This is a genomic window from Stappia stellulata DSM 5886, assembly GCF_000423705.1.
Taxonomy (GTDB): Bacteria; Pseudomonadota; Alphaproteobacteria; order Rhizobiales; family Stappiaceae; genus Stappia; species Stappia stellulata.
Map to the genome: position 1 here is coordinate 996,153 of NZ_AUIM01000004.1, position 25,731 is coordinate 1,021,883.

Here is a 25,731-nt window from a genome sequence, read left to right on the forward strand (position 1 = left end):
CCTCTTCGATCTCTCGGAGTTCGCGACGCGGTGCCGGACACCAGTGCAAGGACAAGACCGATGGCCAAGGCGAACACCATCAAGATCAAGCTGCAGTCGACCGCCGACACAGGCTTTTTCTATGTGACCAAGAAGAATTCCCGCACGATGACCGAAAAGATGGTCAAGCGGAAGTACGATCCGGTTGCCAAGAAGCACGTCGAATTCCGCGAAGCCAAGATCAAGTAACGGCGACGCGCACATCGGCAGGCACCCTGCCGGGCATGACGACGAGAAGGTCCCTTCGGGGGCCTTTTTTCGTTTTCAGGACCAACGGCACGTTGGAAAGCCCTCCGGGCAACGGACACGTCGGGTCCGGACGGGATCGGGTGGAATGAGCAGGGCTGGAAAACAGCCGGGTGCGACCGGCGCGCGAAGAAGGCGACCGGTGCTCCCGCAGGCATTTCAAGGAGGCCACTCCTGCCTGCAGGGGCACCGGTCAACCCCACGGTGTCAGGAGATGCGGCGGACCTGAACCTTCCGTGGGACGCTTCTATCGTCCCGGCGCATTCAGTGCGCAGAGACGATCATGAAATGATGCGAATTGACAACCGGCATCCGTTCACAAGCGGCAGCCTATCCAAACGCCGTTGCGAATCAATACAAACCCGGCGCCGTTAGCATTTTATTTACAATTTATGTAAATGAACGCGGTAAACGCAGGTTTTGCCCTCGGGAAAACCGGCAAGCCGCAGCGTGACAAAACGCCAGATTGTGTGTCAGCCTCCCCGGGACCACGCGCTTGCATCCACCGGCAGAAACGGTTTACCTGAAGCCGGCACATCTTTAGGTAGCATTCTGGTTGTTTTTTGCCAAATTCCTATTTGGAACGAGCGGATCGATATCATGAAAATCTGGGCCTTTGCAGCAGCGGGCGGAGCCGCCGTCCTCCTGGCAAGTTGCGCGACCGTCTCCCGCGAACAATGCGAGGCTGGCGACTGGCCGGCGATTGGCAAGGCCCATGCCTTGCAGGGATTTCCGGAATCGCGCCTGCAGAAGGTCGTCGAGGATTGCGGTCGCCATTCGGTGACGGTCGACACGGATGCCTACATGCAGGGCTGGAGCACGGGCGTGCGGGCCTATTGTACGCCGCGGCGCGGGTTCGAGGACGGACGCACGGGCAACAGGCCCTCTTTTTCGTGCCCGGCGGACCTTGCGGTCGACTTCGACGACGCGCGCCGGCTCGGCGGTCGGCTGAAAGGCGCCGAGGATGATGTCAATCTGAGCGAAAGCAGCCTCGAACGCGCGCAGCGCGAAATCGACGACCTTGGCGAGCGCATCGCCGAGCTCGATTGCGTGCAGGAGGACCGGGCGGCCCGGCGGGCGTGCCGACGGGAGCGCGAACGTCTGCGCGATCGACGCTCCAGTGCGCGCTTTTCGCTTGATTCAAGCCGCAGGGACCTGCGCCAGGCGCAACGCGAACGGGATGCGGTTTTCGAGGACGTTACGGCAACCTATGCGCGCCGCTTTTCGGCTCGTCCGTAGACCAGACGTCGTCTGTCAACCGGCTTGCATCCGCCTGCCGGGAGGCGATGACGTACAAGGCGTCGTCTCTTCGCTGTCCGGGTCGTCGAACGTCTCCGTGCAACAGACCACGCGGTTCCGTCCGTCCCGCTTGGCCTGGTAGAGTGCCCGGTCGGCGCGCTTGATCAGCTTTTCGCCGCTGTCGCCAGCCCTCTCATGGGCCGCGACGCCGATGCTGACCGTCACCGGCAGATGCTCCGCATCCCCCTCGGGCAAAGCGAAAGCGTCACGAGCGACAACGTCGCGCAGACGCTCCGCGACCTTTTCGGCGGCGGACAGCGTTGTCTCCGGCATCAGGATGACGAATTCCTCGCCCCCCAGCCGGCATGCCATGTCGAGACCGCGCACGTGGCCGCGCAGGCGCTGCGCCACGTCCCGCAGCACCACGTCGCCCGCGTCATGCCCATGGGTATCGTTGATTGCCTTGAAACGGTCGATGTCGATCATCAGCACCGACAGCGGCAGTTCGGTCTCTGCGGCCTGACGAACCAGGCGCGACAGATGGGATTTGAGATAATGACGATTCCGCAATCCGGTCAGCGGATCGGTGATTGCCATGGCGATGGTCTGCTCGACATCGCTCGCAAGCCGGTCGTTGGCGCGCTTTCGGGCAATCTGGGTGCGCAGGCGCAGGACAAGCTCCGTGCGTTCCACCGGACGAAGGATGCAGTCGTTCACGCCGAGGTCCAGCGCCCGCATCATGCGCGCCGTGTCGTCTGCCCCGGCAATCAGGATGATCGGTACGAGCCGCGTGCGCTCCAGCGCCCGGATCTGCGACACCAGCCGCAACGCATCATACCGCTCCAGACCGAGATTGATCACGATGGTCTCGTAACCGCGTTCCGCCGCCGTGATCAAGGCGTGGGCGCCATCGGTCTCCAGCTCCACACGGCAGCTTTGCCGCAGGATTTCAAAAAGATGCCGCGACGACGACGCACTGTCGTCGACAAGCAGGACACGCCCTTCCGCATCGGGTGCAGCCTCGTTCTCGGCAACCAGGCCGAACTGCGAGCCGGTCTGCGCGCGAAGCCGGAGCTCGTCGGTGACCCGCTTGAGGGACACGAGGTTCTTCACCCGCGCGACAAGCGCCAGATCGTTGACAGGCTTTGTCAGAAACTCGTCGGCACCGACCCGCAAGCCCTTGATGCGGTCATCCGCGCGATCGAGCGCCGTGATCATCACCACCGGGATATGGGCGATTCTGGGGTCCGACTTGATTCGCCGACAAACCTCGAACCCGTCCATTCCCGGCATCATCACGTCGAGCAGGACGATATCGCACGGCCAGGAGGCGATGGTCGACAGCGCCTCCTCACCGCTTGCCGCGGAGCGAACGTCGAAATACTCGGCCCCGAGCCGGGCTTCGAGAAGCCGGACATTCGCCTTTACGTCGTCTACGACCAGAATGCGACCCGTCATGCCCCCTCGCGTGGCGTCAATCGCCCAGATAGGAGCGAACGGTTTCCAGAAATTTCGCAACCGAAATCGGCTTTGAGATATAGGCCTCGCACCCGCCCTGGCGAATCCGTTCCTCGTCGCCCTTCATTGCGAAGGCCGTGACCGCGATAACGGGAATCGTCTTCAGATCGTCGTCTTCCTTGATCCATTTCGTGACCTCCAGCCCGGAAACTTCCGGAAGCTGGATGTCCATCAGAATCAGATCGGGACGGTGCGCGCGCGCAAGCTCCAGCGCCTCCATTCCCGTGCGGGTCTGGAGGGTCTCATAGCCATGAGCTTCCAACAAATCATGAAACAGCTTCATGTTGAGTTCGTTGTCCTCAACAATCAGCACGGTCTTTGCCATATCAGTCGCCTTCGTCCCCGTGCCTTGCCCACCTTGCCTTTAGCGGGTCCGCTCTCTCGAGCAGCCTGCGCGCAAGCGTGACTGGCGTTGGCCCCTTTCCCACGATAGGTACCATATATCGTAGAGGGAATTCGTTTCGGAAAGGCAAACGCAAATGAACCTTGGACAGCGGTCCCGCCTCAGCGCCGAGGAAGCCGAAGCGCTGGCCGCCGATGCGCTTTCGTATCTGGCCGGCGACATGGAGCATCTCGGCCGCTTTCTCGCGCTTGCCGGCATCGGCCCGGCCGAACTTCGCGACGCGGCGGAGGAAGACGGCTTCCTGATCGGCGTGCTGGAGTTCTACATGGCCCATGAAGCGCTCCTGTTGGCGTTTTGCGAAGCCCGCGGCCACCGGCCGACCAGCGTCGCAATCGCCCGGCACGCGCTCGACGGATCCACATCCGCCCATGGTTGAGCCTGCTCCCGTTCTTGCTGAAACGCTCAGCCAGATCAAGGCCCTGGCTGCCAGCGAGCGTCCCCTGGTGATTTGCGATGTCGATGAGGTCGTCCTGCATTTCATCGCCCATCTTGAAGAGCACCTCGAGGCACAGGGCCTGCGCTTCCTGAGCCACGCCTACAAATTGACGGGCAACATCGCCGGTCGCGACGGCGCGCCGGTGCCGGCAAACGCGGTCAAGGACCTGCTGCAGGACTTTTTCGACACCTGGACGCATCGGCAACAACCGGTGGACGGCGCGGCGCAGGCGCTGGAAACGCTGTCGCGTTCCGCCGACATCGTGTTTTTGACCAATCTTCCCGGCGCCTGGAACAGGGAAAAGCGCGTCAGAACGCTCGCCGGCCACGGGATGCGCTATCCGGTGATCACCAACACCGGGGCAAAGGGCGGCGCCGTGGCGGCGCTTGCCGCCGGACGCCGGGGGCCGGTGGCATTCATCGACGACAGTCCACAGAACATCCGCTCGGTGCAGACGGCCCTGGCCGACTGCGTCCTGATCCATTTTGTCGCCGACAGGCGGTTTTTCGCCACCTCCGACACGATTGCGGGCGTTCATCTGAAAACCCATGACTGGAGCGCCGTGGAAGCCTATATTTCGACGTGCCTTTCCGACTAGATCGGGAAACGCCCTCGCGCTGCGCGTCGGAGCTCCTGGAATGTCGCCCTCACCCTCAGATCCGGACAGGCCTCCTGCGGACAACACGCCACCGCACGGCGGTGCGATCTGCCGCGATTGCGGCACACGTCAAAAACAGGCTGCGCGCCGCTGCACCGCCTGCGGCAGCCCCCGGCTTCTCGCCCATGACGAACTCGACACGCTCTCCATCGCCCATGTCGATTGCGACGCCTTCTATGCCTCGGTGGAAAAACGCGACAATCCGGAGCTGCTCGACAAGCCGGTGATCGTCGGCGGCGGGCGGCGCGGTGTCGTCTCCACCTGCTGCTATATCGCGCGTATCCACGGCGTCCGGTCAGCCATGCCGATGTTCAAGGCGCTCGAAGCCTGCCCCGACGCCGTCGTCATCCGCCCCGACATGGAGAAATACGCAAGTGTCGGGCGCGAGATCCGGGCGCGCATGCTCGCGCTCACGCCGCTGGTCGAGCCCCTGTCCATTGACGAGGCCTTCCTCGATCTCACCGGCACCGAGCGTCTTCACCATGCAACCCCGGCCGAAACCCTGGTCCGTTTCGCCCGCGAGGTGGAACGCGACGTCGGCATCACCGTTTCCGTCGGGCTGGCAGCAAACAAGTTTCTCGCCAAGATCGCCTCCGATCTCGACAAGCCGCGCGGCTTTTCGGTGATCGGCGCGCGGGAAGCCGGGACATTCCTTGCCGACAAGCCGGTCGGCCTGATCTGGGGTGTCGGCAAGGTCTTTCAGGACAAACTCGCCCGCGACGGCGTGAAGACCATCGGACAATTGCAGGGAATGGAAGCGACGGATCTGGCCCGCCGGTACGGCGCGATGGGCCTGCGGCTCGCCACCCTCGCGCATGGTCGCGACGAGCGGCGGGTGTCGCCGGAGCGCGACACCAAGAGCATATCCAACGAAACGACCTTCAACACCGATATCGGCGATCACGGCCAGTTGCGCGCGATCCTGCGGCGGCTCAGCGAGCAGGTGTCGGAGCGCCTGAAAGCCGCCGACATGGCCGGACGCACCGTCACGCTGAAGCTCAAGACCGCCGAGTTCAAGACCCTGACCCGGGCCCGCAGCCTGCCGGCGCCGACCCAGCTTGCCGACCGGATCTTTCGCGCCGGCGACGATCTTCTGCAGGTCGAGGCGAACGGACGCCGTTTCCGGCTGATCGGCATCGGCGTCAGCGAATTTTCCGACCCTGTCCACGCCGACCCGGACGATCTCGTCGACGACGGCGCGGGACGGCGCGCCCGCGCGGAACGCGCGGTGGACGCCCTGCGCTCGAAATTCGGCAAAAGCGCCGTCGAGCTGGGCCTGACCCGTTCAGGCGACATCCGCCGCCAGCGGGATCGCTGACGGCGGCATCGCCACGGGTCCCTATTGTTTGCAGGTCACCGGATCGATCAGCGTCAGCTCCGACAGATTGCCGCGCAGCTCAAAGTCGCCATAGTCGAGCTTGAGCCGCCGGCTGACGCCATTGTCGTAGAGCAGAAAGCCGAGCTGGTAGACCGGCATGCGCTCACCCGCGCTCGGCGTCTGGCTGTCGAAATAGGCGATCGTCACCGGCCAGTGGGGATGATCGCCGATCTTGGCGACCGCGCCGGCATTTTCCTCGCCGGGGCTGCCCGGCCCGTCACGTCGCGCTCCGATCACCGACGTCGTCTCATACACCTTGTCGCCCGTCTCCGAACCGTCGAAGAGATCTGCCACGAGGATCGTGTCGCCGCGCACCGCCGTTTCGAGCAGGCGACGCAAATGTTCTGTCGGGAACAGCGCCTTGTCGGACAGCGTGGCCGTGCGCGGCGCCGGTTTCTTCAAGTCGAGCTCGATGCCGTCGGCCGCATGTTCGGCACGCCCGCGCGTTTCCTCGCTCAGCTTGCGGTTGATGTAGGTCTTCGACAGGAACTGAAAGGCCTTGCTCGCCGGATCCTCGAAAGAGCTCGTCTGCAAGTCGGTCACCCGCACCTGACCGTTTTCGTCCGACACCTGAATGACGAAGCGAAAGGCGACGCTGTAGCCTTCGCACGGCCCGCCGGTGAATTCATAGACCATCCGCCCGCGCACACCGGAAATGCCTGCCGCTTGGGAGGTTTCGGCAAGCGTCAGATCATAGACCGCCCGATGCGTCAAAAGCTCCGTCGGGCCGGCTTGCGCGCCACCGTGGAGCACAGCCGCCAGGAAAACCGACGCTGCGCCGGTCCGGGCAGCGGCAACGCCAAGACGCAATATCTTCATCTCTCACTCCTCACAGATCCCCGCCCCAATGTTGCGCATCCTGGCCGCACCGACCAGTCCTTCCTTTTGCGGATTGCCGCCTGCCGGAGCGGACGGATCCGCAGGAACCCGGTTCAACGCTTGAAGCGCCCCGGAATTTGGGTCAATCTCCCGGCGAATTTCATATGCGCGCGGAAGCTGGCGCCACGCAGATAAACCAAAGGAATTTGCCAATGCCGGGTCAGATCGAAAAACACATCGAAACGCTGGGAATCACCTTGCCCAAGGCGGCCGCGCCGGCCGCCAATTATGTCCCCTATGTCCAGACAGGCAATCAGCTGTTCGTTTCAGGGCAGATCCCGATGGGTCCCGCCGGCATCGAGCACCAGGGAAAGCTTGGCGACGGCTACGCGCTGGAAGACGGCCAGGCGGCGGCAAGGCTTTGCGCGATCAACCTCCTTGCGCAGGCAAAGGCGGCACTCGGCGATCTCGATCGTGTGGTTCGCCTGGTGAAGATCGTCGGTTTCGTCAATTCCACGCCCGATTTCACCGACCAGCCGAAGGTGATCAACGGCGCCTCCGATTTCCTGGTCGAGGCACTTGGCGACAAGGGACGACATGCGCGCTCAGCGGTTGGCGTCGCCGGCCTGCCCTTTGGTGTTGCGGTCGAGGTCGAGGCGATTTTCGAAGTCGCCTGAGCGGACACGCCTTCTTGAACGGAAACCCTGCACAAATGCGCGATCTCTCCTGGCTGACCGAGCGCCCGATCGCGCATCGCGGCTTTCATGACACGGCGCGCGGGTGCGTCGAAAACACGCCCTCCGCCATCGCGGCATCGATGGAGAGAAATTTCTCCGTCGAGGTCGACCTTCAGCAAAGCGCCGACGACAAGGCCATCGTGTTTCACGACGACACGCTGGAGCGACTGACCTTCGAGACCGGCCCGGTCAAGGCGCGAACGGCGGCGGAACTGGCAGCGGTGATGATGCGCGGCACGAACGACCGCCTCTGGCGTCTCGATGAATTGCTCGAGCAGGTCGACGGCCGGGTCGGCCTGTGCATCGAGATCAAGTCGCGCTTCGAGCGTCATCCCAAGCACGCCTATATTGCGGGCATCGCCGAAAGCCTGTCGCGCTACAAGGGACCCGTGGCGGTAAAATCCTTCGATCCCGATATCCTGCAGATGATGCGCGAGGCCGCGCCCGACATTCCGCGCGGCGCCCTCGGCGACGGCGTCCGCGATCTGAGGAACTGGGGCCGCGCGAGCCGCATCGAACGCTTCATGCTGCGCCACATGCTTTATGCGCCGCGGGTGCGCCCGAGCTTCGTGTCCTACTGGGTAAAGGGGCTTCCCGCACTTGCGCCGATGACCCTGCGCAAGCTGTTCGGACTGCCGGTGATCGCCTGGACGGTGCGCACGCCCGAAGACCGCGCCCGTGCGGACGCCTTCGCCGACCAGATTGTGTTCGAGGGCTTCGACCCGGACGCCAAAGCGTGATGACACCGAGGGGAAGGCGCGTCAGCCCTTCCCCTTTTTGCGGCGCGACCCTAAGTCGACAAGGGCGCGCAAGCGCAAGCGACATACACCGCGACACAAGGGCACGAGCTTCGTGAGCGCCGCCGACGACGAGACACAGGAATTTCACCTCAGAGCCATCACCTCGCTGGCGGAGATTTCCCGCAACGACTGGGATGCGCTTGCCAATCCACACTGGAGCCTCGGCGACAACGGCGCGCTCTCGCCAAAAGCGGGCGTTGAATCGGAACATCAGGGCGACGATTCCATTTCTGAGGAAACGGAGTTCAACCCTTTCATTTCGCACGACTTTCTGTCGATCCTGGAAGAGTCCGGCTGCGTCAGCGAACACACCGGCTGGCTGCCCCAGCACCTGCTGCTGGACGCACCCGACGGAACCCCGGTCGCCGCCCTTCCCTGCTACCTCAAAAGCCATTCGATGGGCGAATATGTCTTCGACCATTCCTGGGCCGACGCCTATCACCGTGCCGGCGGCAGCTATTATCCCAAGCTTCAGTCCTGCGTCCCCTTCACACCGGCAACCGGCCGCCGGTTCCTGAGCGGGGCCGGCATCAACCGACCCGCCGCCATCGCAGCCCTTGCCGACGGCTTGCGCGAATTGTGCCGCCTGCGCTCCGCGTCCTCCGCGCATGTCACCTTCCTGAACGAGGCCGAGTGGGAGATCGCCGGCAAGCGCGGCTTCCTGCAACGCAACGACCAGCAGTTCCACTGGCTCAACAAGGGCTATGCCACCTTCGAGGATTTTCTCGCCGATCTCGCGTCGCGCAAACGCAAGCAGATCCGCAAGGAACGGCGCGCGGCGCTTGCCTCCGGGCTCGAGATCGAATGGGTGACGGGCAAGGACCTGACGGAAGCGCATTGGGATGCGTTTCACGCCTTCTACGAAGATACAGGCGCCCGCAAATGGGGCCGCCCCTATCTCAACCGCCGCTTCTTCTCCCTGCTTGGCGAACGCCTCGCACACAGTGTCCTGCTGGTGATGGTGCGGCGCGAGGGACGGATGATCGCCGGGGCACTCAACCTCATCGGCTCTCACGCGCTCTTCGGGCGCAACTGGGGCTGCCTTGAGGACCACCCGTTCCTGCATTTCGAAGTCTGCTACTACCAGGCCATCGCCTTCGCGATCGAGCGCGGACTTGCCCGCGTGGAAGCCGGCGCGCAAGGGGCGCACAAGCTGGCGCGCGGCTATCTTCCGACCCCGACCTACTCCGCGCACTTCATTGCGCATCCGGGCCTGCGCGACGCCGTTGCGGATTATCTTGAGAGCGAGCGTGAGGCCGTGCGGCGCGAGGGCGAGGCAATTGCACAAGCCTACTCCCCGTTCAAGCGCGGCTGAAGAGCATCGCGCAAGCGATTCAAAAGACTCGCCCTTTTCCCGCACTTGAATCTTTTTCTCAAACGCCGTTCAGTCGGCCCACGCAACAAGGCTGAATCGGCATGTGAACGTGCAGCTGATTCAGAACGTGAAGCGGAGACGGCAGTTGCCGGACCGCGAACCAATCGGGGAGCCTGCCATGTCGGTGCCGTATGATGACCAGAATGTCTTCGCCAAAATTCTGCGCGGCGAATTGCCGAGCGAGCGCGTTTACGAGGACGACAAGACGCTCGCGATCATGGACATCATGCCCCGCGGCGACGGCCATGTGCTGGTGGTCCCCAAGGCGCCGTCACGCAACATCCTGGATATCGCCGAGGGCGACCTCAACGCCGTCATGGCGACAGTGCAGAAGCTCGCCCGTGCGGTGATGAAAGCCTTCGAGGCGGACGGAACCACGATCCAGCAGTTTTCCGAAAGCGCGGGCGGACAGGTTGTGTTTCACACCCATGTCCATGTGATCCCGCGCTTCGATGGCGTGAAACTGCGTCCCCACACGGGCGACATGGCAGACGGCGCGGTTCTGGCAGCGCATGCCGAAAAGATCCGCGCCGCGCTGGCCGGCTGAAGATGGTCGGCCCGTCGAACTGACGGGCTGACCGACACGCACCATTTGCCGGACGGAGCCGCCCATTCCGGGCACCCCGCACGCCAACGCGCCCGGGTCAGGCGGCAGCGGCCTCATGTTCGGCGCCGAGCCGCACCTCATCCTTGAACACACGCTGGAAGCTCGCCCGGGACGTGACCCGCGTTGCATAGTCGCGAAAGACCGGCAACTCCGGGATCGCCTTGAACGCCAACGCCCACTCCAGCGTCGCCCCCCACTGGATGTCGGCGACCGTGATCTCGTCGCCAAGAATGTAGGGCGCCTGCCCGAGCTGATTGGCAAGGAGCTCGATGACCTGATCGAAGGTTCCGTAGGCGCATTCATTCGCCGGCGGCACATGAGCGCACATCTTGTCCATCAACGCCGGTTCGAAGCTCGCGGCATAAAACACCATCCAGCGCAGATAGGCACCGCGTCGCGGATCGCCCGGCAGTGGCGTCAATCCGGCCTCTGAGAAGAGATCGCCGAGATAGAGCGCGATGGCGACGGATTCCGTCAGGATCGTATCGCCGTGGCTGAGAGCCGGCACCTTGCCGAGCGGATTGATCGCCAGAAACGCGGGCGCCTTGTGCGCGCCCTTTCGGATGTTGAGCACATTGAGGTCATGGGGCGCGCCAAGCTCTTCGAGCAGCACGCGCGTCGCAGTGGCGCGGGAGCGGGGGGCGTAGTGAAGCGTCGGTTCTTCGGTTGTCATCGGAGGTCTCCATGTCAGGGCCCGGCGCGTGCCTGCGCCACCGGGAGACCATGACAGGGAGCTGCTGACAGCATTCTGTCAGCAATCGCGCCTCGATCCGGGTCTGTCCTCAACTTCCTCCAAGAAGAAGCCACCCGCCGATCAGAACCACTTCGGCAGCCAAAACCCCGACGATCACGCGCTGACCCAACATCAGGAAGGCTGCGAAGCCGGAGGCCGCAGCCGCCAGCCGCAACAGGACGGGCGCACTTTCAAGCGCGCCCGCGGGAAACAGCACCAGCTTGGAAATCACACCGGCGACGAGCGCCGTGGCCACGCTCCTGATGAAGATCATCAACTCGCTGTCTTCACGCAGCCGCCCGCTGACCAGCACACCAAGCCAGCGCCAGACGTCTGTCGCCAGCCAGCCGGCAATGACGATCATGGCATAGGGCCACCACCAGAGGTCCGCCATCGTCATCGCCATCCCCGTCGCGCCAGCCTTGTGCCGACATAGGCGACCGTCCCTCCGACGAGCCCGGTCAACAGCAGGTCCAGCTCAGGCGCGAGAAGAAAGAACACCGGCCCCAGGATCAGACCGGCAAGCATCGCGGCCTTGTCGGCGGAAATTCGCGACGCGCCCCAGAGCGAACAGAGGAAATAGACCGGCGTGAGCATGAAGAGACCGCCGGCAACCATTGGCGGCAGGCTTCCGACCATCACATAGGCCAGCCCCGTCATGCAAAAGACGAACCCGGTCAGACTGGCGCCAAACCCCAGAAAGAACGGCAGCCGTCCCTCGCGCGGGAGATCCTCCACATTGCGCATGGCAAACACCCAGGCGGTCACCGCGACGAAATGCGAGGCGACCATCAAATGCCAGCGCTTCGTCTTGCCTTCCACCCGCAACAGCGGCATCAGCGCCATGGTCATCGGCATCAGCCGCACGGAGGCGAGCGCCACCGCGAGGGCGGCGGAAATCATGCCCATGCCACCGGAAATCGCACCGGTCAGGACGACGATGCTGGGCAAGGCCCAAACGAGCCCCGTCATCATCAATGTCTGATCCAGGGTCAGTCCACTCTCGCGCGCGAGACCCGCGTAACCGACGAATGCCGCCGTCAGGATCAACGCCGGAATGGAAACGGCAGACCGCATGCCACGCCAGGCCCATCCCGACGAGGAAATGGATGGTGTCGGCACGTCGACCGGAGGTGGGGCGCCCGAAGGATCGGAAGGTGGCGTCATGACAAGGCACTGGAGACCGGGAGGCGTCGCGTCGCACACGCGCATCATGCTGAAGGGAACCCTTCCCTTCTAGCAGGCGTCGGGCCGAATGCAAAACGGCACCCCGAGGGGTGCCGTTTCACGATGTCGTTTCGAGAAGAGCCTTCTCGTCGGCGAAATCAGTCCGCCAGCGGAACCTTCGGGATCAGGCTCTTCTTGGCCGGCCCGTCACCCTTGCGTGTCGGGCCGGTCGAGGCCTCGGTCTTCTTGGCCGCCGGTTTGCGACGGCGCTTCGGCTTCGCCGCCTTGGGCTTTTCGGTCTTCGGCTTGACCAGCGTCTCCTCGACGCTTTCAAGCAGCAGGCCGGCGGCGTCTTCCGATACGGAAACCTTGACCGTGCCCCCCTTGCGCAGCTTGCCGAAGAGCACTTCGTCGGCGAGCGGCCGCTTGATGTGTTCCTGGATGACGCGCGCCAGAGGCCGCGCGCCCATGCGGTCGTCGTAGCCCTTTTCGGCGAGCCAGGCGATCGCCTCATCGGTCAGCTCGAAGGTCACGCCACGGTCGGCAAGCTGCGCTTCCAGCTGCATGACGAACTTCTCGACGATCCGGTGCACCACCTCGGTCGGCAGGTTGCCGAAGGCGATGACGGCATCGAGACGGTTGCGGAACTCCGGCGTGAACAGGCGGTTGATTGCCTCCTGGTCCTCGCCCTGGCGCTTGACGCGGTTGAAGCCGATCGGCTCCTTTGCCATGTCGGACGCGCCCGCGTTGGTCGTCATGATCAAGATCACGTTGCGGAAATCGACCTGCTTGCCGTTGTGATCGGTCAGCTTGCCGTGATCCATCACCTGCAACAGGATGTTGAAGAGGTCCGGATGGGCCTTCTCGATCTCGTCAAGCAGAAGCACGCAATGCGGATGCTGATCGACACCGTCGGTCAGCAGACCGCCCTGGTCGAAGCCGACGTAGCCCGGAGGCGCGCCGATGAGCCGCGACACCGTGTGACGCTCCATGTACTCCGACATGTCGAAGCGCAGCAGCTCCACACCGAGCGAGCTTGCCAGCTGACGCGCAACCTCCGTCTTGCCGACACCGGTCGGGCCGGAGAAGAGGTAATTGCCGATCGGCTTGTCCGGCTCGCGCAACCCGGCGCGCGAGAGCTTGATCGCCGACGACAGCGTCTCGATGGCGTCGTCCTGCCCGTAGACGACGCGTTTCAGCGTCGCATTGAGGTTGGACAGAACCTCCTCGTCCGACTTGGAGACGGACTTCGGCGGGATCCGCGCCATCGAGGCCACGGTGGTCTCGATCTCCTTCACGCCGATGGTCTTGCGACGACGACCTTCGGGCAGGAGCTTCAGCGACGCGCCGGATTCGTCGATCACGTCGATGGCCTTGTCCGGCAGCTTGCGGTCGTTGATGTAACGCGCCGACAGCTCGACCGCCGTCTTGATCGCATCGTTCGTGTAGCGGACCTTGTGGAAAGTCTCGAAATAGGGCTTCAGACCTTTCAGGATCTCCACGGCGTCCGAAATCGTAGGCTCGTTGACGTCGATCTTCTGGAACCGCCTCAAGAGCGCGCGGTCCTTCTCGAAGAACTGGCGGTATTCCTTGTAGGTGGTCGAGCCGACGCAACGGATCGTTCCAGAGGCAAGCGCCGGCTTGAGCAGGTTGGAGGCGTCCATCGCCCCGCCCGAGGTGGCGCCCGCGCCGATCACCGTATGGATCTCGTCGATGAACATCACCGCACCGGGATAATCCTCGATCTCCTTGACCACCTGCTTGAGGCGTTCCTCGAAATCGCCGCGGTAGCGCGTGCCGGCAAGCAGCGCGCCCATGTCGAGGGAGAAGATGGTGGCGTCCATCAGGACGTCGGGAACGTCCTTGTCGACAATCCGCTTGGCCAGCCCTTCCGCGATGGCGGTCTTGCCGACACCGGGATCTCCGACGAAGAGCGGATTGTTCTTCGACCGACGGCACAGGATCTGGATGGTGCGTGAAATCTCCGCAGCGCGCCCGATCAGCGGGTCGATGCGGCCGGCCTTCGCCTTTTCGTTGAGATTGACGCAATAGGCTTCGAGCGCGTCGGTCTTCTGCTTCGGCTTTTCGCCGACTTCCTCGGTCGTGGCGTCCTCGTCGGCGCCGGTCACGGGGCGTGCTTCCGACATGCCGGCGCGCTTGGCGATGCCATGCGAGATGTAGTTGACCGCGTCGTAGCGCGTCATGTCCTGCTCCTGCAGGAAATAGGCGGCATGGCTTTCGCGCTCGGCAAAGATCGCCACCAGCACGTTCGCCCCGGTCACTTCCTCGCGACCGGAGGACTGCACATGGATCACCGCGCGCTGGATAACGCGCTGGAATCCGGCCGTCGGCTTGCTGTCGTCGTCGCCGTCGATCACGAGGTTTTCGAGTTCGGAATCGATGTAGTCGACGAGATTGCGTTTCAAGATATCCAGGTCAACATTACAGGCGCGCATCACGGCCGCCGCGTCCTGGTCATCGACCAGGGCAAGCAGAAGGTGCTCGAGAGTCGCGTATTCCTGCTGCCGCTCGTTTGCGAAAGAAAGCGCTTGATGCAGCGCCTTTTCGAGGCTTCGGGAGAATGAAGGCACTGGCGACCCCTATTTCTTTTCCATCACGCACTGAAGAGGATGCTGGTGTTTGCGGGCAAAGTCCATCACCTGTGTAACCTTGGTCTCGGCCACCTCGTAGGTGAACACCCCGCACTCCCCCACCCCGTGGTGATGAACGTGCAACATGATGCGTGTCGCTTCCTCGCGATTCTTCTGGAAGAACCGCTCCACGACATGCACGACGAATTCCATCGGTGTGTAGTCGTCGTTCAGCAGCAGAACGCGGTACAAGTTCGGCCGCTTGGCTACCGTACGCGTTTTGGTGACGACCAGACCGCCTGCGTCGTCCCCGTCCCCGCGTTGAGGTCCTTTCGTCATTCCTGCTCCATGGCCTTTTCGCAACGGACCCCGTGGCGCCTGGCTGCGCTTTGTCCCGTTCGTCCGGACGGCTGGAAGACCCGCGCCGGCGATGCCGCTTTTGCAAGCGGAACCCGCAAACCGCCCTTTGATGACTATCCTAGCGCACGAGGGCCGCTCACCAACCCCGCGAACGCAATCAAATGCATTTTTTGGCCGTCGCGGCGCCATGTCCTCATTCGCGCGCCACCGGGCGGACGTCGCCGCCCGCTCTCATGACGCCACTTCCGATAGACACTATGTATGATCTTTTCCGCCGGCAACAATGCCATCGCCCCAGCGGACGAACCGAAGGGTCCGCGCCTGCGGAACGCGCCGGAGCGGATGCGCGGCACTCTGCCGCCGACCACAAAAAAGCCCGGCCGAAGCCGGGCTTTAGGAGGCGGAGCCGTTGCCCCGCCTCGATCGTCACTGAAAGCCGGAAGGCTTATTTCGCGACCTTGGCAATGACGCCCTCGTAGGGCTTGTAGGTGTCTTTCGCCAGTTCCGAATACATGTCGCCGATCTTGGTGACTTCGCCGACAAAACCTTCGTACGCGGACTTCATGAAGTCGCTCTGGGCTTCGAAAGCCTTGTCGAGCGACTTGGAAGCGGCGAGCTTCTCCATGGCCGCAGTGCTCTCTTCGAAGGACTTCTTCTGGTAGTCGGCCACTTCGGACGCGATCGCCTGCATGCCCTTGGTCATGGCGCCGATGCTCTGCATCATGACGTCCATGTTGTCCTTGCTGAGCTTCTGCATTTCTTCGAAATTGTTGATCATGATAACCTCGTTGGCGTGTTTGGGTCGGTGGACCGCAGCACGGATGCCCGTCTTGCGCGTGCGTAGCCGGGTTCGATACCATGGGGTCGACGCCGACTTTTTGATTGTCTTCAGCATATATATGCAGTGCACAATTTATGTCAACGATCCATTTTGCACTGCAATATATCCCTTCGACCTAAGGGGTTTCCCGGTCGTGTGACAGAGCCTGCACCGATAAGCTCGACGCGGGGGCGTCCGTCCACAGCCCGGGGTGCGATTGTGCCGAATGATGCATCGGATCGGCGGGAGGTAACGGCGCATTAACTGCCATTTGCGAATCTGCGGGAACGACATGGCGGGAACAAACCGGCGGAACAACACGGAAACCGGATTTCGCAGACGCTCGCGTTTGCACATTCGTAACCCTGTTTGCGTTAGGATCCCGTCCACGGCGAGGGTCATCGCGACATCCGGCACGACCGGGGTCGGCGAGAGCGCCGCAAACGAAACACCTGGCCCGAATGGGGTGACATTGTGCTGAGTAAAGGTGTGCGACGCGCCGTGCGCGTCCTGGCAAGCGGATTTCGCGGTTCCCTGATTGCGACGGTCGCAGTCGGCTGTCTGGCAGTTGCGCCGGGCGATGCGAACGCGAATTCCAAGTATTCCGGCATTGTGGTCGACGCCAAGACCGGCAAGACCCTCTACAGCTACAAGGCGGATACAAAGCGCTATCCGGCGTCCCTGACCAAGATCATGACGCTCTACATGCTGTTTGAGGAACTGGAAGCCGGGCGCATGTCGCTGCGGTCGCCGCTCAAGGTCTCGAAATACGCTTCGAGCCGGCCGCCGTCCAAGCTGGGTCTGAAGCCCGGCAGCACCATCCGTGCCAAGGACGCGATCCTGGCACTGGTGACGAAGTCCGCGAACGACGTCGCGGTGGTGGTTGCCGAAAACATCTCCGGATCCGTCTCGGCATTCGGCCGCCGCATGACGCAGCGCGCGCGCCAGCTCGGCATGAAGTCCACGACCTTCCGCAATCCGTCGGGCCTTCCCAACGGCGCGCAGGTCACCACCGCGCGCGACATGGCGCTTCTCGGCCGGGCGATCCAGGAACGCTTTCCGAAGTACTACAAATACTTCGGAACGCGTCTCTACAAGTACAAGGGTCGTCGCTACGGCAATCACAACCGGCTTCTGGGCCGCGTGAAAGGCGTCGACGGCATCAAGACCGGCTATATCCGTGCATCGGGATTCAATCTCGTTACCTCGGTCAAGCGCAGCAACCGCCACATCGTCGCGGTCGTGATGGGTGGCCGCACGGGCGCATCGCGCAACGCCCAGATGAAGAAGCTGATCGCCAGCTATCTTCCCAAGGCGTCGCGCGGCAAGCGCACCGCCCCGATGCTGGTCGCTCGCGGCGCCTCAGCGATCCCGCGCTACGCGGAACTGCGCAACATCCCGGTGCCGAACCTCAAGCCGCTGCTGGTCGCCGAGGTTCCCGACGCCAAGCCGATCATCGCCGCCACCCAGCTCGCCCAGGGCAACATCGTGACCGGATCGATCGTGCCCGTGCCGCAAAAGGCCGATCTCAAGGCCGCCCTTCGGCGCAAGAGCCTCGCCTTTGCCAGCCGCGCCGGCGTTCCCCTTCCCCCGGCCGCCGCTCCGCGGTCCCGCACCGAGCCTGTCATCAGGGCTGTGAGGACGCAGGCCATCCAGGTGGCGAGCGCCGGCGACGCTGTCGCCCTTCCCAAGGCGCCCGCCGACGCGTCGGTCACCGTGGCGGCCAACAACACCGCCGATCCCGAACCGGGCTGGCAGATCCAGATCGCCGCCGCCGAATCCGAAGACGGCGCGATCGCGATGCTCAAGAAGGCCCAGGGCCGCACGGGACGCGCCTTGCGCGGCTACGCCCCGCATACCGAACCCGTCGAAGCGGACGGAACGACCCTCTACCGGGCCCGGTTCATCGGCTTCAAGACCAAGACCGCAGCGTGGGACACATGCAAGACCCTCAAGCGGAACAAGTTCAACTGCTACGCGGTCTATCAGTAGACCGCGCCGGCGCCACCAAGATCATCTGTCACGCGTATTGGTGAATTCAATGACGATTGAGAAGCAGGTCCTTAGCCTCGTTGAGTTTCGCAGCGAGAAATCCGCTCCCCCCCTGGTCGGGATGAACACGTTTCATAAGCCGGCGATGCGCCGCCCGGATTTCCGCCTTGCCGGCGCCGTGCGAAAGCCCAAGAACCTGGTAGGCCTCCTCCTCGGTCATGGCGCCCGTGCCCGGCGAGGCTCCCTGCCCCGCTGCGGCATCCGCCTCGAAGTCTACGCGCCATCCGGGCTGCCGGCGGTCGAGATAAGCTTCGAATAGCGCCCGACTGTCGGGATCGCCCGAAATTTCTCGGTAAAGCGCCTGAAGCTCCGACGGCGCAAGTCCGTCGAGCCGGCGCCCCTCGAATGCGCCGGCCAGGATTTCCCCGTCCATGTCGCCGGTTTCGTGGTCCAGCGACATCTCCAGATAGGCCGACCGGACGACCGAGGCCTGACCCGCACCGGCGGTGGAGCCACTCCCGCCCGCGCTGCGAAATCCCTTCGCGTTTCGCAAGCCCAGCAATGACAAGCCGGCCATGCCTGCAAAAAATGCAAGGTCGAAGCGCTTGATCAGCAAGAGCACGAGGGCGGCGACAAGCAGCCCGACCCCGCCGGCGGTCTTCAGTTGCCTGGCCAGGCGCGCCGGATCGGCCGAGGCGATGGAATTGCCGAACGCCAGGACGAGTCCCAGTGCCGCCACCCCCAGCAGCAGATATCCCATGTCATCTCCCGATGCAGACGTCGGTTGCGACGTTTCCGCGTTTGTAATCCTTGCGCTTCATATAACGGGCGATGCACCCAAGTGCGAGGGGCGGCGCCGATCCGCCCACCCGCTCAGCGCAGATGCGCCAGAAGCCGCTTTGCGCCTGCATCCCCGCCCCTGGTGAGCTTTTCAAGCTCCGGTCGGCCGCCGGTTGCAAAAACCGCCGCCGCCTTGAGCAGGGCCGCCAATTCCTCCGGCGCGCCCTCGTCGAGACGAAAATGCGCGCCTCCGGTGAGTCGCGCGATTTCGCGAAACGCCGTTTCCGCATGCGGTTCGCGCCCGTCCTGAAAGATGAAGGCGGGCACGCCCAAAAGACCGAGCTCCCCGGCACGGGCGCAAAGGCCGTCGACCTCCTCCTCCACACAATCGCCAATATAGACCAGCGCCTGAACCTTCTTGCGCTTGGTCTCGTCGATCGTGTGGCGCAACACCTTGCGGATCTGGGTCTGGCCACCGCGGCAGTCGATGCGGGTCATCAACCGGGCGAGCGCATTCGCGTCCTGAACCCATTTTGAGGCCGCACATTCGCCGAAACCGCGAAAATAGACGAGCTGCATCGCCAGATGTCCGACCTTTCCGGCGGCGGCGAACATGTCTCCCTGGAGCGCGCAGGCGCGATCCCAGGTCGGCTGCCGGCTCATCGTCGCGTCGAGCGCGATCACCAGCCGACCGGCCCGGGCCACCGTCGTCGTGGCCTTGGCATCCTTCAGGAAACTGGCGATCTCCGATCCCGACGACGCCCGCTCCGCCGGAGTCGTCCCCTGTTTCTTGAGGTCGATATCGCGCGTTTTCGGCATCAGCGCCTCCTTCCTCCCGTTTCGCACCGTGGCAATTGCCCGCCCAGTGCGATATGGCCTTCGCATCGGGAATTGCCAAGGCATGAGCGCCTCTTTTGCCAGTGCGCCAGGCGCGTTCCCGCCGACATTTGTGTGACGGAGACCTGCGACGATGACACGCCCCCGGATTTTCGAGACCATCACCGGCCTGCGCGCGGATGTCGAGGCCGCACGGCGCGCCGGTCGGCGCATCGCCATGGTGCCGACGATGGGGGCGCTTCACGAGGGCCACCTGTCGCTGGTGCGCACTGCACAGGCCCGGGCGGACCTCGTGATCGTTTCCATCTTCGTCAACCCGACCCAGTTCGCTCCGAACGAGGATTTCGACGCCTACCCGCGCGACAACGACTGCGATATCGCCAAACTGGCGGCCCTCGGCGTCGATGCCGTGTTCCTGCCGACCGTCGGCGAGATGTATCCGAAAGGCTTCGCGACGGGAATTACCGTCGGCGGACCGTCGCAGGACCTGGAAAGCGTTACCCGTCCGCATTTCTTCAACGGCGTGGCCCTTGTGGTCACCAAGCTCCTGCTTGCAGCGCTCCCCGACCTCGCCATCTTCGGCGAGAAGGATTACCAGCAGCTTTGCGTGATCCGCCAGTTCGTCCGCGACCTGAACATCCCCATCGAGATCGATGGCGCACCGACCGTGCGCGAGGCCGACGGTCTGGCAATGTCCTCGCGCAACCGCTACCTCTCCGCCCGGGATCGCGAACAGGCCGCGCTGTTGCCGGCTGTCCTGCGCGAAACGCTTCAGGCGCTCGACGCTGGAACGACCGTTGCCGATGCCCTCGATCGGGGACGGCGCAGACTGTCCGACGGCGGCTTCGCGGTCGATTATCTGGAACTTCGGGCAGCCGACACGCTTGCGCCCGTCGACAACGCGACGCGCGACATGCGCCTGCTCGTCGCCGCGAGACTGGGCGCCACACGGCTCATCGACAACATGGGATGGTCGCGGCCGTCCTGACCGGGACCAAGCCTCAGATCAGGCAGAGTTCCACCAGTTCGCGGCGCATGGCGTCGGGAATGTCTCCCGCCCCGTCCAGCCGCGTGAGATCGGCCGGGGCATCCTCCGCCTTGAGATAGCGCCAGCCCTGAAACGGACGGCGCGGATGCGGGCGCGTGGGATAAAGCACCGGCTCGAGCACCAGGTCGCAGCGCTTGATGCCCGCGGCATCGGTGAAGGGCCGGATGTCGATCAGCCTCTGGCGCACCTGGATCGATCCCTTGATCACCCAGTAGAGCGAGCCGCCGTCGAGCAGCTCGTCACGGCGGGTGGGAACCATCCGCGTGGTGTGGCATTGCTCCGGTGCCTCGCCGCGCGCACGCCGCTCCTCGGCCCGGAAATCGATCCAGGCCTGCAGATCCTCGATGGAGCCGGCCCCCACGCATAATTTCAGCAGATGTAGCGTCATGCTCTCCGTTATAGTGCCTCCGGCCCGAGATCAAAGCGCCGGCGTCTCATCCTGTCCCGCAATACACATCTGGCTGTTCCGCGACCGCCCGCGAACCCGGCGGACGGGAACGCTTGCGCGAATCGGTTGCGCGGCGCTTTTAATTGGGGATGCAGATCTTTCTCACAGGCGGAACCGGAACCATCGGGCGCGCGGTGCTCGCGCTGCTCCTGTCGCGCGGCCACGGCGTGAAGGCGCTGGCACGCTCGGCGGACAGCGGCGCAAGGCTCCGGGCCGCTGGCGCGCAAGCCGTTTCCGGCGACCTGCGCGAGCCGCGCGCCTGGCTTGAAGAAGCCGCGCGCTGCGATGCGCTGGTGCATACGGCCGCCACGTTCGACGCACAATCCGTCACGGTCGAACGCCGCCTCGTCGCGGCCCTCAAATCCCTTCCCGCCGACCGTCCCCAGCCCTTCAGCGTGGTCTACACCGGCGGCATCTGGCTCTTTCCGGCGAGCCCGACGGTCCCCTTGCGCGAGAGCACGCCGTTTCGACCGCTGCCAGCCTTCGCCCATGTGGCCAATGCCATCCGCTCGCTGTTGCCGATGCGCCATCTGGCGCTTTCGGTCATTCACCCGGCGCTCGTCTGCGGCCGTGACGGCGGCCCCGTCGCCGAGATGCGCCGTGCGGCGGAGACCGGCCATGCCTTTCGCACGCGTGCCGGACTGGACACGCTGTGGCCGCTGATATCGGATGAGGACCTGGCGGATCTCTATGTGCGCGTGGTTGAGGCACGGCGCTATCGCCTCAGCGCCTTCGGATGTGGCGTGGAAGCGGTGCCCGTCTCCACGCTGATGCGCCTTGTCTCAGACAGCCTCGGCCTCCGGCTCGATCTCGAACATGAAGAGCGCGCGCCGGGTCTTGCCCTGCACCACGACATTGCCGCCGGCTACGCCCTGTCGCAACGCGCATCGCACGCCGGCGCGGCCAAGCTTCTTGGCTGGACCCCGCGTTTCACAACGCCTGCCGATCTGGTCGACGCCCTCACGCCGGTCGCTCGGTAGTCGACGCAGCGGACCTCGTTTGCGCCTCGTGAACTCAGGCGTCGACCTCGACCAGCGAGACCATCGGCGCGCCCTGATCGACCTGCCCGCCTTCGCTGACGAAGACTGTTTCCACCGTGCCGTCGCGCGGTGCGACGACGGCATGTTCCATTTTCATCGCCTCGACCACGGCCAGCCGGTCGCCCTTGGCGACCGTGTCGCCGGCCGCCACATCGACCGCGATCACCTTGCCATGCATCGGCGCCTTGATCGCGGCGGCCCCTTCGGCCTCTTCCGCCACGCGTGCCAGCTGATCGACACGCGCGACCTTGACCGCCCGCCCGCCTTCCAGCGCATAGACCACGTCACCCGCCCAGCTTACGATGCCCGCGCTCTCGCCGGCGTCCGCATCGCCTTGCGGGACCGCGCGGCCATCGCGCCACGCCAGTTGAATGTCGCGCGCCTCGCCATCGACCTCGACCCGAACACCGACCGAGCGCTGCCCTGAAAGCTGGAAGGCATCGCGCAGCGCGAAAGGATCGGTCCACCCGCTCTCCGCCACACCGTCAGCGCTCTCCTGTCCGTCGAGCAGCGCCGCAACCGCCATGGAAATCGTCGCCGGAGACACCGAGCCTTGCGTCAGCGCTTCGAGATCCCGGTCGATCAGGCCGGTGTCAAAACCGCCGGCCCGGACCTCCGGGTGAGCGACGAGGCTCGCCAGAAAGGCCAGATTGTTCTTCGGACCGGCGATCCAGGACACGCCGAACTGATGGGCAAGCCGGTCGAGCGCCTCTTCGCGCGTCGGCGCATAGGCGATGACCTTGGCGATCATCGGATCGTAGAAGGGCGAGATCTCGCCTCCGGCCTCCACGCCCGTGTCGATGCGAATGCCCTCGCCTTCCGGCAACATCAGAAGATCGAGCGTGCCGGTCGACGGCAGGAAGCCGCTGTCTGGATCTTCCGCATAGAGCCGCACCTCCACCGCGTGGCCGTCGAGACGGATCTCGTCCTGCGTCAGCGGCAGACCCTCGCCCGAGGCGACACGAAACTGCCATTCGACCAGATCCTGCCCGGTGACAAGCTCGGTCACCGGATGCTCCACCTGGAGCCGCGTGTTCATCTCCATGAACCAGAAGCCGTCGGGCCGGAGCGCCCCGGAGCCGTCGGCGATGAATTCGATGGTGCCGGCACCGGCGTAATCGACCGCCTTGGCCGCGGCCACCGCCGCATCGCCCATTGCGGCGCGGGTTTCCTCGCTCATGCCGGGGGCCGGCGCCTCCTCAAGCACCTTCTGGTGGCGGCGCTGCGCGGAGCAGTCACGCTCGAACAGATGCACCGCATTGCCCTTGCCGTCGCCGAACACCTGGATTTCCACGTGGCGCGGATTGAGGATGAATTTCTCGATCAGAACGCGCGGATCGCCAAAGGCCGATTGCGCCTCGCGCTGCGCGGAGGCAAGTGCCGCCTCGAACTCGATGGCCTTGTCGACCCGGCGCATGCCCTTGCCACCGCCGCCGGCCACCGCCTTGATCAAGACCGGATACCCGATCTCATAGGCTTTCCGCTTGAGGAATTCCGCGTCCTGCCGGTCGCCGTGATAGCCGGGCACGACCGGCACCCCGGCCTTTTCCATCAGCGCCTTGGCCCCGTCCTTCAGGCCCATGGCCCGGATCGCGGCCGCTGACGGCCCGACGAAGACGATCCCGGCATCGGCACAGGCCTGCGCGAAGGCGGCGTTTTCCGACAGGAACCCGTAGCCCGGATGGATCGAGGCTGCACCCGTTTGACGCGCCGCCTCCAGGATGCGCTCTCCAACCAGATAGCTTTCCGAACTCGGCGCCGGCCCGATGGCGACCGCTTCGTCCGCCATGCGCACGTGAAGCGCGTTGCGGTCGGCCTCCGAATAGACGGCGATGGTACGCAGGCCCAGACGCCGCGCGGTCTTGATGATGCGGCAGGCGATTTCCCCGCGATTGGCGATCAGCACCGAATCCAGCATGGCGATCCTCTTGTCTTTCAGGCTTGAAACGCGCCCGCCGGAAAGCGGCGGGCCGCCATGTCACATGCGGAAAATGCCGAAGCGCGTCTCCGGGATCGGCGCATTCAGGCTTGCGGAAAAGGCGAGACCCAGCACCCTGCGGGTTTCCTGCGGCAGGATGATGCCGTCGTCCCAAAGCCGCGCGGTGGCATGATAGGGATGCCCCTCCGCCTCGTATTTCTCGCGGATCGGCGTCTTGAACGCGACCTCCTCCTCCGCGCTCCAGGTCCCGCCGTCGGCCTCGATGTTGTCGCGCTTGACGGTGGCCAGCACGCTCGCCGCCTGCTCGCCCCCCATGACCGAGATCCGCGCGTTCGGCCACATGAACAGGAACCGCGGTCCATAGGCGCGCCCGCACATGCCATAGTTTCCCGCGCCATAGGAGCCGCCGACGATCACGGTGATCTTGGGCACCTTGGCGCTTGCCACCGCCGTCACCAGCTTGGCCCCGTCCTTGGCGATTCCACCGGCCTCATACTCGCGTCCGACCATGAAGCCGGTGATGTTTTGCAGGAAGAGCAGCGGGATCTTGCGCTGGCAGCACAATTCGACGAAATGCGCGCCCTTGAGCGCGGATTCCGAAAAGAGAATGCCGTTGTTGGCAATCACACCGACCGGCATGCCCATGATCCGGGCAAAGCCCGTCACCAACGTGGTGCCATAGGTCGCCTTGAACTCGTCGAACTCCGAACCGTCGACGATGCGGCCAATGACCTCGCGAATGTCATATTGCTTGCGCAGATCGACCGGCACGACGCCTTCCAGCTCGCCCGGATCGAGCACCGGATCGCGCGCGGGCTGCAGTGCCGCCTCCGGCGTCTTGACCGTGTTCAGATTGGCGACGATGCGCCGCGCCTGCGCCAGTGCCTGATCGTCGTCGATGGCGTAGTGATCGGCCACACCGGAGACGCGCGCATGGACCTCGGCGCCACCCAGATCCTCCGCCGACACCTCCTCGCCCGTGGCCGCCTTGACCAACGGCGGTCCGGCGAGGAAGATCGTGCCCTGCCGGCGCACGATGACGGTTTCGTCCGACATCGCCGGCACATAGGCCCCGCCCGCCGTACAGGACCCCATGACGACAGCGATCTGCGGAATGCCCGCCGCCGACATGTTGGCCTGATTGTAAAAGATGCGGCCAAAGTGGTCGCGGTCGGGAAACACCTCGGTCTGGTTCGGCAGGTTGGCGCCGCCGGAATCGACCAGATAGATGCAGGGCAGACGGTTTTCCATCGCGACTTCCTGCGCGCGCAGGTGCTTCTTCACCGTCATCGGGTAGTAGGTGCCGCCCTTGATGGTGGCATCGTTGCACACGATCATGCAGTCGCGGCCCGACACACGGCCGATGCCGGTGATCAGTCCCGCGCCATGGATCGCATCCCCGTACATCCCGTGCGCGGCAAGCGCACCAAGCTCCAGGAACGGCGTGCCGGGATCGAGAAGCCGCGTCACCCGCTCGCGCGGCAGAAGCTTGCCCCGCGACAGATGCCGCTCGCGCGCCCGCTGGTTGCCGCCGCGCGCGGCTTCGGCCCGCTTTTGCGCGAGATCCTCCGCCAGTGCCGCCCAGGCACTGCGATTGGCTTCCAGCTCCGCGCCCTGGATTGTGGAATTGCTGCGCAGGATCGCCACCCGTTCGCCCCCTCGGTTCATCGTGCCGACCGCCCCCGGACGGCCACGGCCTCATTCGGGAAAAGACATTGAAT

27 protein-coding genes are annotated in these 25,731 nt (G+C 64.4%); 13 read left to right on the plus strand and 14 right to left on the minus strand.

Translation table 11 applies throughout. The features are described from left to right. Positions 1-60 precede the first annotated feature (60 nt). Positions 61-228 (plus strand): 50S ribosomal protein L33, encoded by a 168-nt coding sequence (rpmG, locus tag G572_RS0104795; protein WP_029057503.1) that lies wholly within the window; start codon positions 61-63, stop codon positions 226-228. A 657-nt stretch (positions 229-885) separates the two neighbouring features. Beyond that, positions 886-1,524 (plus strand): DUF2799 domain-containing protein, encoded by a 639-nt coding sequence (locus G572_RS22535; protein ID WP_051241610.1) that lies wholly within the window; start codon positions 886-888, stop codon positions 1,522-1,524. Between the two features lie 15 nt (positions 1,525-1,539). Here G572_RS22535 and G572_RS22540 read toward each other — a convergent pair whose 3' ends face one another. Together G572_RS22540 and G572_RS0104810 are read right to left on the minus strand one after the other, a co-directional pair. After that, on the minus strand, positions 1,540-2,982 hold the full coding sequence (locus tag G572_RS22540; protein WP_084649874.1) for a PleD family two-component system response regulator: 1,443 nt from the start codon (positions 2,980-2,982) through the stop codon (positions 1,540-1,542). A 16-nt stretch (positions 2,983-2,998) separates the two neighbouring features. Then, positions 2,999-3,367 carry a response regulator gene (locus tag G572_RS0104810; RefSeq protein ID WP_029057504.1) on the minus strand — a complete coding sequence of 123 codons (369 nt, stop codon included), beginning with the start codon at positions 3,365-3,367 and terminating at the stop codon, positions 2,999-3,001. A gap of 154 nt (positions 3,368-3,521) precedes the next feature. On the opposite strand from G572_RS0104810, the gene G572_RS0104815 reads away from it, so the two are divergent. From G572_RS0104815 to G572_RS22550, 3 genes are read left to right on the plus strand one after another with little or no spacing between them, the layout of a single operon-like run. Next, positions 3,522-3,821 carry a DUF3572 domain-containing protein gene (locus G572_RS0104815; RefSeq protein ID WP_029057505.1) on the plus strand — a complete coding sequence of 100 codons (300 nt, stop codon included), beginning with the start codon at positions 3,522-3,524 and terminating at the stop codon, positions 3,819-3,821. Beyond that, complete coding sequence (locus G572_RS22545) at positions 3,814-4,479, plus strand: hypothetical protein (RefSeq protein ID WP_029057506.1); 666 nt, start codon at positions 3,814-3,816, stop codon at positions 4,477-4,479. The genes G572_RS0104815 and G572_RS22545 overlap by 8 nt, the downstream gene beginning before the upstream one ends. A gap of 40 nt (positions 4,480-4,519) precedes the next feature. After that, positions 4,520-5,857: a DNA polymerase IV gene (locus tag G572_RS22550; protein WP_051241612.1), complete on the plus strand. Its 1,338-nt coding sequence runs from the start codon at positions 4,520-4,522 to the stop codon at positions 5,855-5,857. 21 nt (positions 5,858-5,878) lie between these two features. On the opposite strand, the gene G572_RS0104830 is transcribed toward G572_RS22550, so the two are convergent. Then, on the minus strand, positions 5,879-6,736 hold the full coding sequence (locus G572_RS0104830; protein ID WP_051241614.1) for a cell envelope integrity EipB family protein: 858 nt from the start codon (positions 6,734-6,736) through the stop codon (positions 5,879-5,881). 212 nt (positions 6,737-6,948) lie between these two features. Between G572_RS0104830 and G572_RS0104835 the strand changes: the two genes are divergently transcribed. From G572_RS0104835 to G572_RS0104850, 4 genes are all read left to right on the plus strand, one after another. After that, positions 6,949-7,413, plus strand: coding sequence for a RidA family protein (locus G572_RS0104835; protein ID WP_029057508.1), 465 nt, complete (start codon positions 6,949-6,951; stop codon positions 7,411-7,413). A gap of 35 nt (positions 7,414-7,448) precedes the next feature. Continuing rightward, positions 7,449-8,213 (plus strand): glycerophosphodiester phosphodiesterase family protein, encoded by a 765-nt coding sequence (locus G572_RS0104840; RefSeq protein ID WP_029057509.1) that lies wholly within the window; start codon positions 7,449-7,451, stop codon positions 8,211-8,213. Positions 8,214-8,325: 112 nt separating this feature from the next. Then, positions 8,326-9,588 carry a GNAT family N-acetyltransferase gene (locus G572_RS0104845; RefSeq protein WP_084649875.1) on the plus strand — a complete coding sequence of 421 codons (1,263 nt, stop codon included), beginning with the start codon at positions 8,326-8,328 and terminating at the stop codon, positions 9,586-9,588. 178 nt (positions 9,589-9,766) lie between these two features. Further along, a complete protein-coding gene (locus G572_RS0104850; RefSeq protein ID WP_029057511.1) occupies positions 9,767-10,195 on the plus strand; it encodes an HIT family protein in 429 nt (142 codons plus the stop codon). A gap of 97 nt (positions 10,196-10,292) precedes the next feature. Here the strand turns inward: G572_RS0104850 and G572_RS0104855 are convergent, their stop codons facing one another. The 3 genes from G572_RS0104855 to G572_RS0104865 all read right to left on the minus strand — a co-directional run bounded on the left by G572_RS0104855 (position 10,293) and on the right by G572_RS0104865 (position 12,065). Further along, positions 10,293-10,928 carry a glutathione S-transferase family protein gene (locus G572_RS0104855; RefSeq protein WP_029057512.1) on the minus strand — a complete coding sequence of 212 codons (636 nt, stop codon included), beginning with the start codon at positions 10,926-10,928 and terminating at the stop codon, positions 10,293-10,295. A gap of 109 nt (positions 10,929-11,037) precedes the next feature. Continuing rightward, positions 11,038-11,382 carry an AzlD domain-containing protein gene (locus G572_RS0104860; RefSeq protein WP_029057513.1) on the minus strand — a complete coding sequence of 115 codons (345 nt, stop codon included), beginning with the start codon at positions 11,380-11,382 and terminating at the stop codon, positions 11,038-11,040. Positions 11,383-11,384: 2 nt separating this feature from the next. Next, positions 11,385-12,065 (minus strand): AzlC family ABC transporter permease, encoded by a 681-nt coding sequence (locus tag G572_RS0104865; protein WP_245566148.1) that lies wholly within the window; start codon positions 12,063-12,065, stop codon positions 11,385-11,387. On the opposite strand from G572_RS0104865, the gene G572_RS26635 reads away from it, so the two are divergent. Beyond that, on the plus strand, positions 12,064-12,228 hold the full coding sequence (locus G572_RS26635) for a hypothetical protein (protein ID WP_245566149.1): 165 nt from the start codon (positions 12,064-12,066) through the stop codon (positions 12,226-12,228). The two genes, G572_RS0104865 and G572_RS26635, sit on opposite strands and share 2 nt — an antisense overlap. Positions 12,229-12,313: 85 nt before the next feature. On the opposite strand, the gene clpA is transcribed toward G572_RS26635, so the two are convergent. The 3 genes from clpA to G572_RS0104880 all read right to left on the minus strand — a co-directional run bounded on the left by clpA (position 12,314) and on the right by G572_RS0104880 (position 15,881). After that, positions 12,314-14,746 carry an ATP-dependent Clp protease ATP-binding subunit ClpA gene (clpA, locus tag G572_RS0104870; protein ID WP_029057515.1) on the minus strand — a complete coding sequence of 811 codons (2,433 nt, stop codon included), beginning with the start codon at positions 14,744-14,746 and terminating at the stop codon, positions 12,314-12,316. Positions 14,747-14,755: 9 nt separating this feature from the next. Then, complete coding sequence (gene clpS / locus G572_RS0104875) at positions 14,756-15,085, minus strand: ATP-dependent Clp protease adapter ClpS (protein WP_029057516.1); 330 nt, start codon at positions 15,083-15,085, stop codon at positions 14,756-14,758. Positions 15,086-15,551: 466 nt separating this feature from the next. Further along, positions 15,552-15,881 (minus strand): phasin family protein, encoded by a 330-nt coding sequence (locus tag G572_RS0104880; protein WP_208979040.1) that lies wholly within the window; start codon positions 15,879-15,881, stop codon positions 15,552-15,554. Between the two features lie 579 nt (positions 15,882-16,460). Between G572_RS0104880 and G572_RS0104885 the strand changes: the two genes are divergently transcribed. After that, positions 16,461-17,918 carry a serine hydrolase gene (locus tag G572_RS0104885; RefSeq protein ID WP_029057518.1) on the plus strand — a complete coding sequence of 486 codons (1,458 nt, stop codon included), beginning with the start codon at positions 16,461-16,463 and terminating at the stop codon, positions 17,916-17,918. A 46-nt stretch (positions 17,919-17,964) separates the two neighbouring features. On the opposite strand, the gene G572_RS0104890 is transcribed toward G572_RS0104885, so the two are convergent. Both G572_RS0104890 and G572_RS22555 read right to left on the minus strand, forming a co-directional pair. After that, positions 17,965-18,678, minus strand: a complete 714-nt coding sequence (locus G572_RS0104890) for a DnaJ domain-containing protein (protein WP_029057519.1) — start codon at positions 18,676-18,678, stop codon at positions 17,965-17,967. A gap of 113 nt (positions 18,679-18,791) precedes the next feature. After that, positions 18,792-19,517 carry a vWA domain-containing protein gene (locus G572_RS22555; RefSeq protein ID WP_037545354.1) on the minus strand — a complete coding sequence of 242 codons (726 nt, stop codon included), beginning with the start codon at positions 19,515-19,517 and terminating at the stop codon, positions 18,792-18,794. A 151-nt stretch (positions 19,518-19,668) separates the two neighbouring features. On the opposite strand from G572_RS22555, the gene panC reads away from it, so the two are divergent. Further along, positions 19,669-20,523 carry a pantoate--beta-alanine ligase gene (gene panC / locus G572_RS0104900; RefSeq protein WP_029057520.1) on the plus strand — a complete coding sequence of 285 codons (855 nt, stop codon included), beginning with the start codon at positions 19,669-19,671 and terminating at the stop codon, positions 20,521-20,523. Positions 20,524-20,536: 13 nt separating this feature from the next. Here panC and G572_RS0104905 read toward each other — a convergent pair whose 3' ends face one another. After that, positions 20,537-20,971, minus strand: a complete 435-nt coding sequence (locus G572_RS0104905) for a DUF1489 family protein (protein WP_029057521.1) — start codon at positions 20,969-20,971, stop codon at positions 20,537-20,539. A gap of 149 nt (positions 20,972-21,120) precedes the next feature. Here G572_RS0104905 and G572_RS0104910 point away from each other — a divergent pair, with 149 nt between their 5' ends. Then, positions 21,121-22,011, plus strand: coding sequence for an NAD-dependent epimerase/dehydratase family protein (locus G572_RS0104910; protein WP_029057522.1), 891 nt, complete (start codon positions 21,121-21,123; stop codon positions 22,009-22,011). Positions 22,012-22,045: 34 nt separating this feature from the next. Here G572_RS0104910 and G572_RS0104915 read toward each other — a convergent pair whose 3' ends face one another. Next, positions 22,046-23,989: an acetyl/propionyl/methylcrotonyl-CoA carboxylase subunit alpha gene (locus tag G572_RS0104915; protein ID WP_029057523.1), complete on the minus strand. Its 1,944-nt coding sequence runs from the start codon at positions 23,987-23,989 to the stop codon at positions 22,046-22,048. Positions 23,990-24,049: 60 nt separating this feature from the next. Further along, positions 24,050-25,678, minus strand: a complete 1,629-nt coding sequence (locus G572_RS0104920) for a carboxyl transferase domain-containing protein (RefSeq protein ID WP_084649876.1) — start codon at positions 25,676-25,678, stop codon at positions 24,050-24,052. Between the last annotated feature and the right edge of the window lie 53 nt (positions 25,679-25,731).

Coding starts and splice junctions, on each gene's coding strand:
- rpmG (WP_029057503.1), top strand. CDS start 61: ATGGCCAAGGCGAACACCATCAAGATCAAGCTGCAGTCGACCGCCGAC.
- G572_RS22535 (WP_051241610.1), top strand. CDS start 886: ATGAAAATCTGGGCCTTTGCAGCAGCGGGCGGAGCCGCCGTCCTCCTG.
- G572_RS22540 (WP_084649874.1), bottom strand. CDS start 2,982: ATGACGGGTCGCATTCTGGTCGTAGACGACGTAAAGGCGAATGTCCGG.
- G572_RS0104810 (WP_029057504.1), bottom strand. CDS start 3,367: ATGGCAAAGACCGTGCTGATTGTTGAGGACAACGAACTCAACATGAAG.
- G572_RS0104815 (WP_029057505.1), top strand. CDS start 3,522: ATGAACCTTGGACAGCGGTCCCGCCTCAGCGCCGAGGAAGCCGAAGCG.
- G572_RS22545 (WP_029057506.1), top strand. CDS start 3,814: ATGGTTGAGCCTGCTCCCGTTCTTGCTGAAACGCTCAGCCAGATCAAG.
- G572_RS22550 (WP_051241612.1), top strand. CDS start 4,520: ATGTCGCCCTCACCCTCAGATCCGGACAGGCCTCCTGCGGACAACACG.
- G572_RS0104830 (WP_051241614.1), bottom strand. CDS start 6,736: ATGAAGATATTGCGTCTTGGCGTTGCCGCTGCCCGGACCGGCGCAGCG.
- G572_RS0104835 (WP_029057508.1), top strand. CDS start 6,949: ATGCCGGGTCAGATCGAAAAACACATCGAAACGCTGGGAATCACCTTG.
- G572_RS0104840 (WP_029057509.1), top strand. CDS start 7,449: ATGCGCGATCTCTCCTGGCTGACCGAGCGCCCGATCGCGCATCGCGGC.
- G572_RS0104850 (WP_029057511.1), top strand. CDS start 9,767: ATGTCGGTGCCGTATGATGACCAGAATGTCTTCGCCAAAATTCTGCGC.
- G572_RS0104855 (WP_029057512.1), bottom strand. CDS start 10,928: ATGACAACCGAAGAACCGACGCTTCACTACGCCCCCCGCTCCCGCGCC.
- G572_RS0104860 (WP_029057513.1), bottom strand. CDS start 11,382: ATGGCGGACCTCTGGTGGTGGCCCTATGCCATGATCGTCATTGCCGGC.
- G572_RS26635 (WP_245566149.1), top strand. CDS start 12,064: ATGCCACGCCAGGCCCATCCCGACGAGGAAATGGATGGTGTCGGCACG.
- G572_RS0104865 (WP_245566148.1), bottom strand. CDS start 12,065: ATGCGGTCTGCCGTTTCCATTCCGGCGTTGATCCTGACGGCGGCATTC.
- clpS (WP_029057516.1), bottom strand. CDS start 15,085: ATGACGAAAGGACCTCAACGCGGGGACGGGGACGACGCAGGCGGTCTG.
- G572_RS0104890 (WP_029057519.1), bottom strand. CDS start 18,678: ATGGGATATCTGCTGCTGGGGGTGGCGGCACTGGGACTCGTCCTGGCG.
- G572_RS22555 (WP_037545354.1), bottom strand. CDS start 19,517: ATGCCGAAAACGCGCGATATCGACCTCAAGAAACAGGGGACGACTCCG.
- panC (WP_029057520.1), top strand. CDS start 19,669: ATGACACGCCCCCGGATTTTCGAGACCATCACCGGCCTGCGCGCGGAT.
- G572_RS0104905 (WP_029057521.1), bottom strand. CDS start 20,971: ATGACGCTACATCTGCTGAAATTATGCGTGGGGGCCGGCTCCATCGAG.
- G572_RS0104910 (WP_029057522.1), top strand. CDS start 21,121: ATGCAGATCTTTCTCACAGGCGGAACCGGAACCATCGGGCGCGCGGTG.
- G572_RS0104915 (WP_029057523.1), bottom strand. CDS start 23,989: ATGCTGGATTCGGTGCTGATCGCCAATCGCGGGGAAATCGCCTGCCGC.
- G572_RS0104920 (WP_084649876.1), bottom strand. CDS start 25,678: ATGAACCGAGGGGGCGAACGGGTGGCGATCCTGCGCAGCAATTCCACA.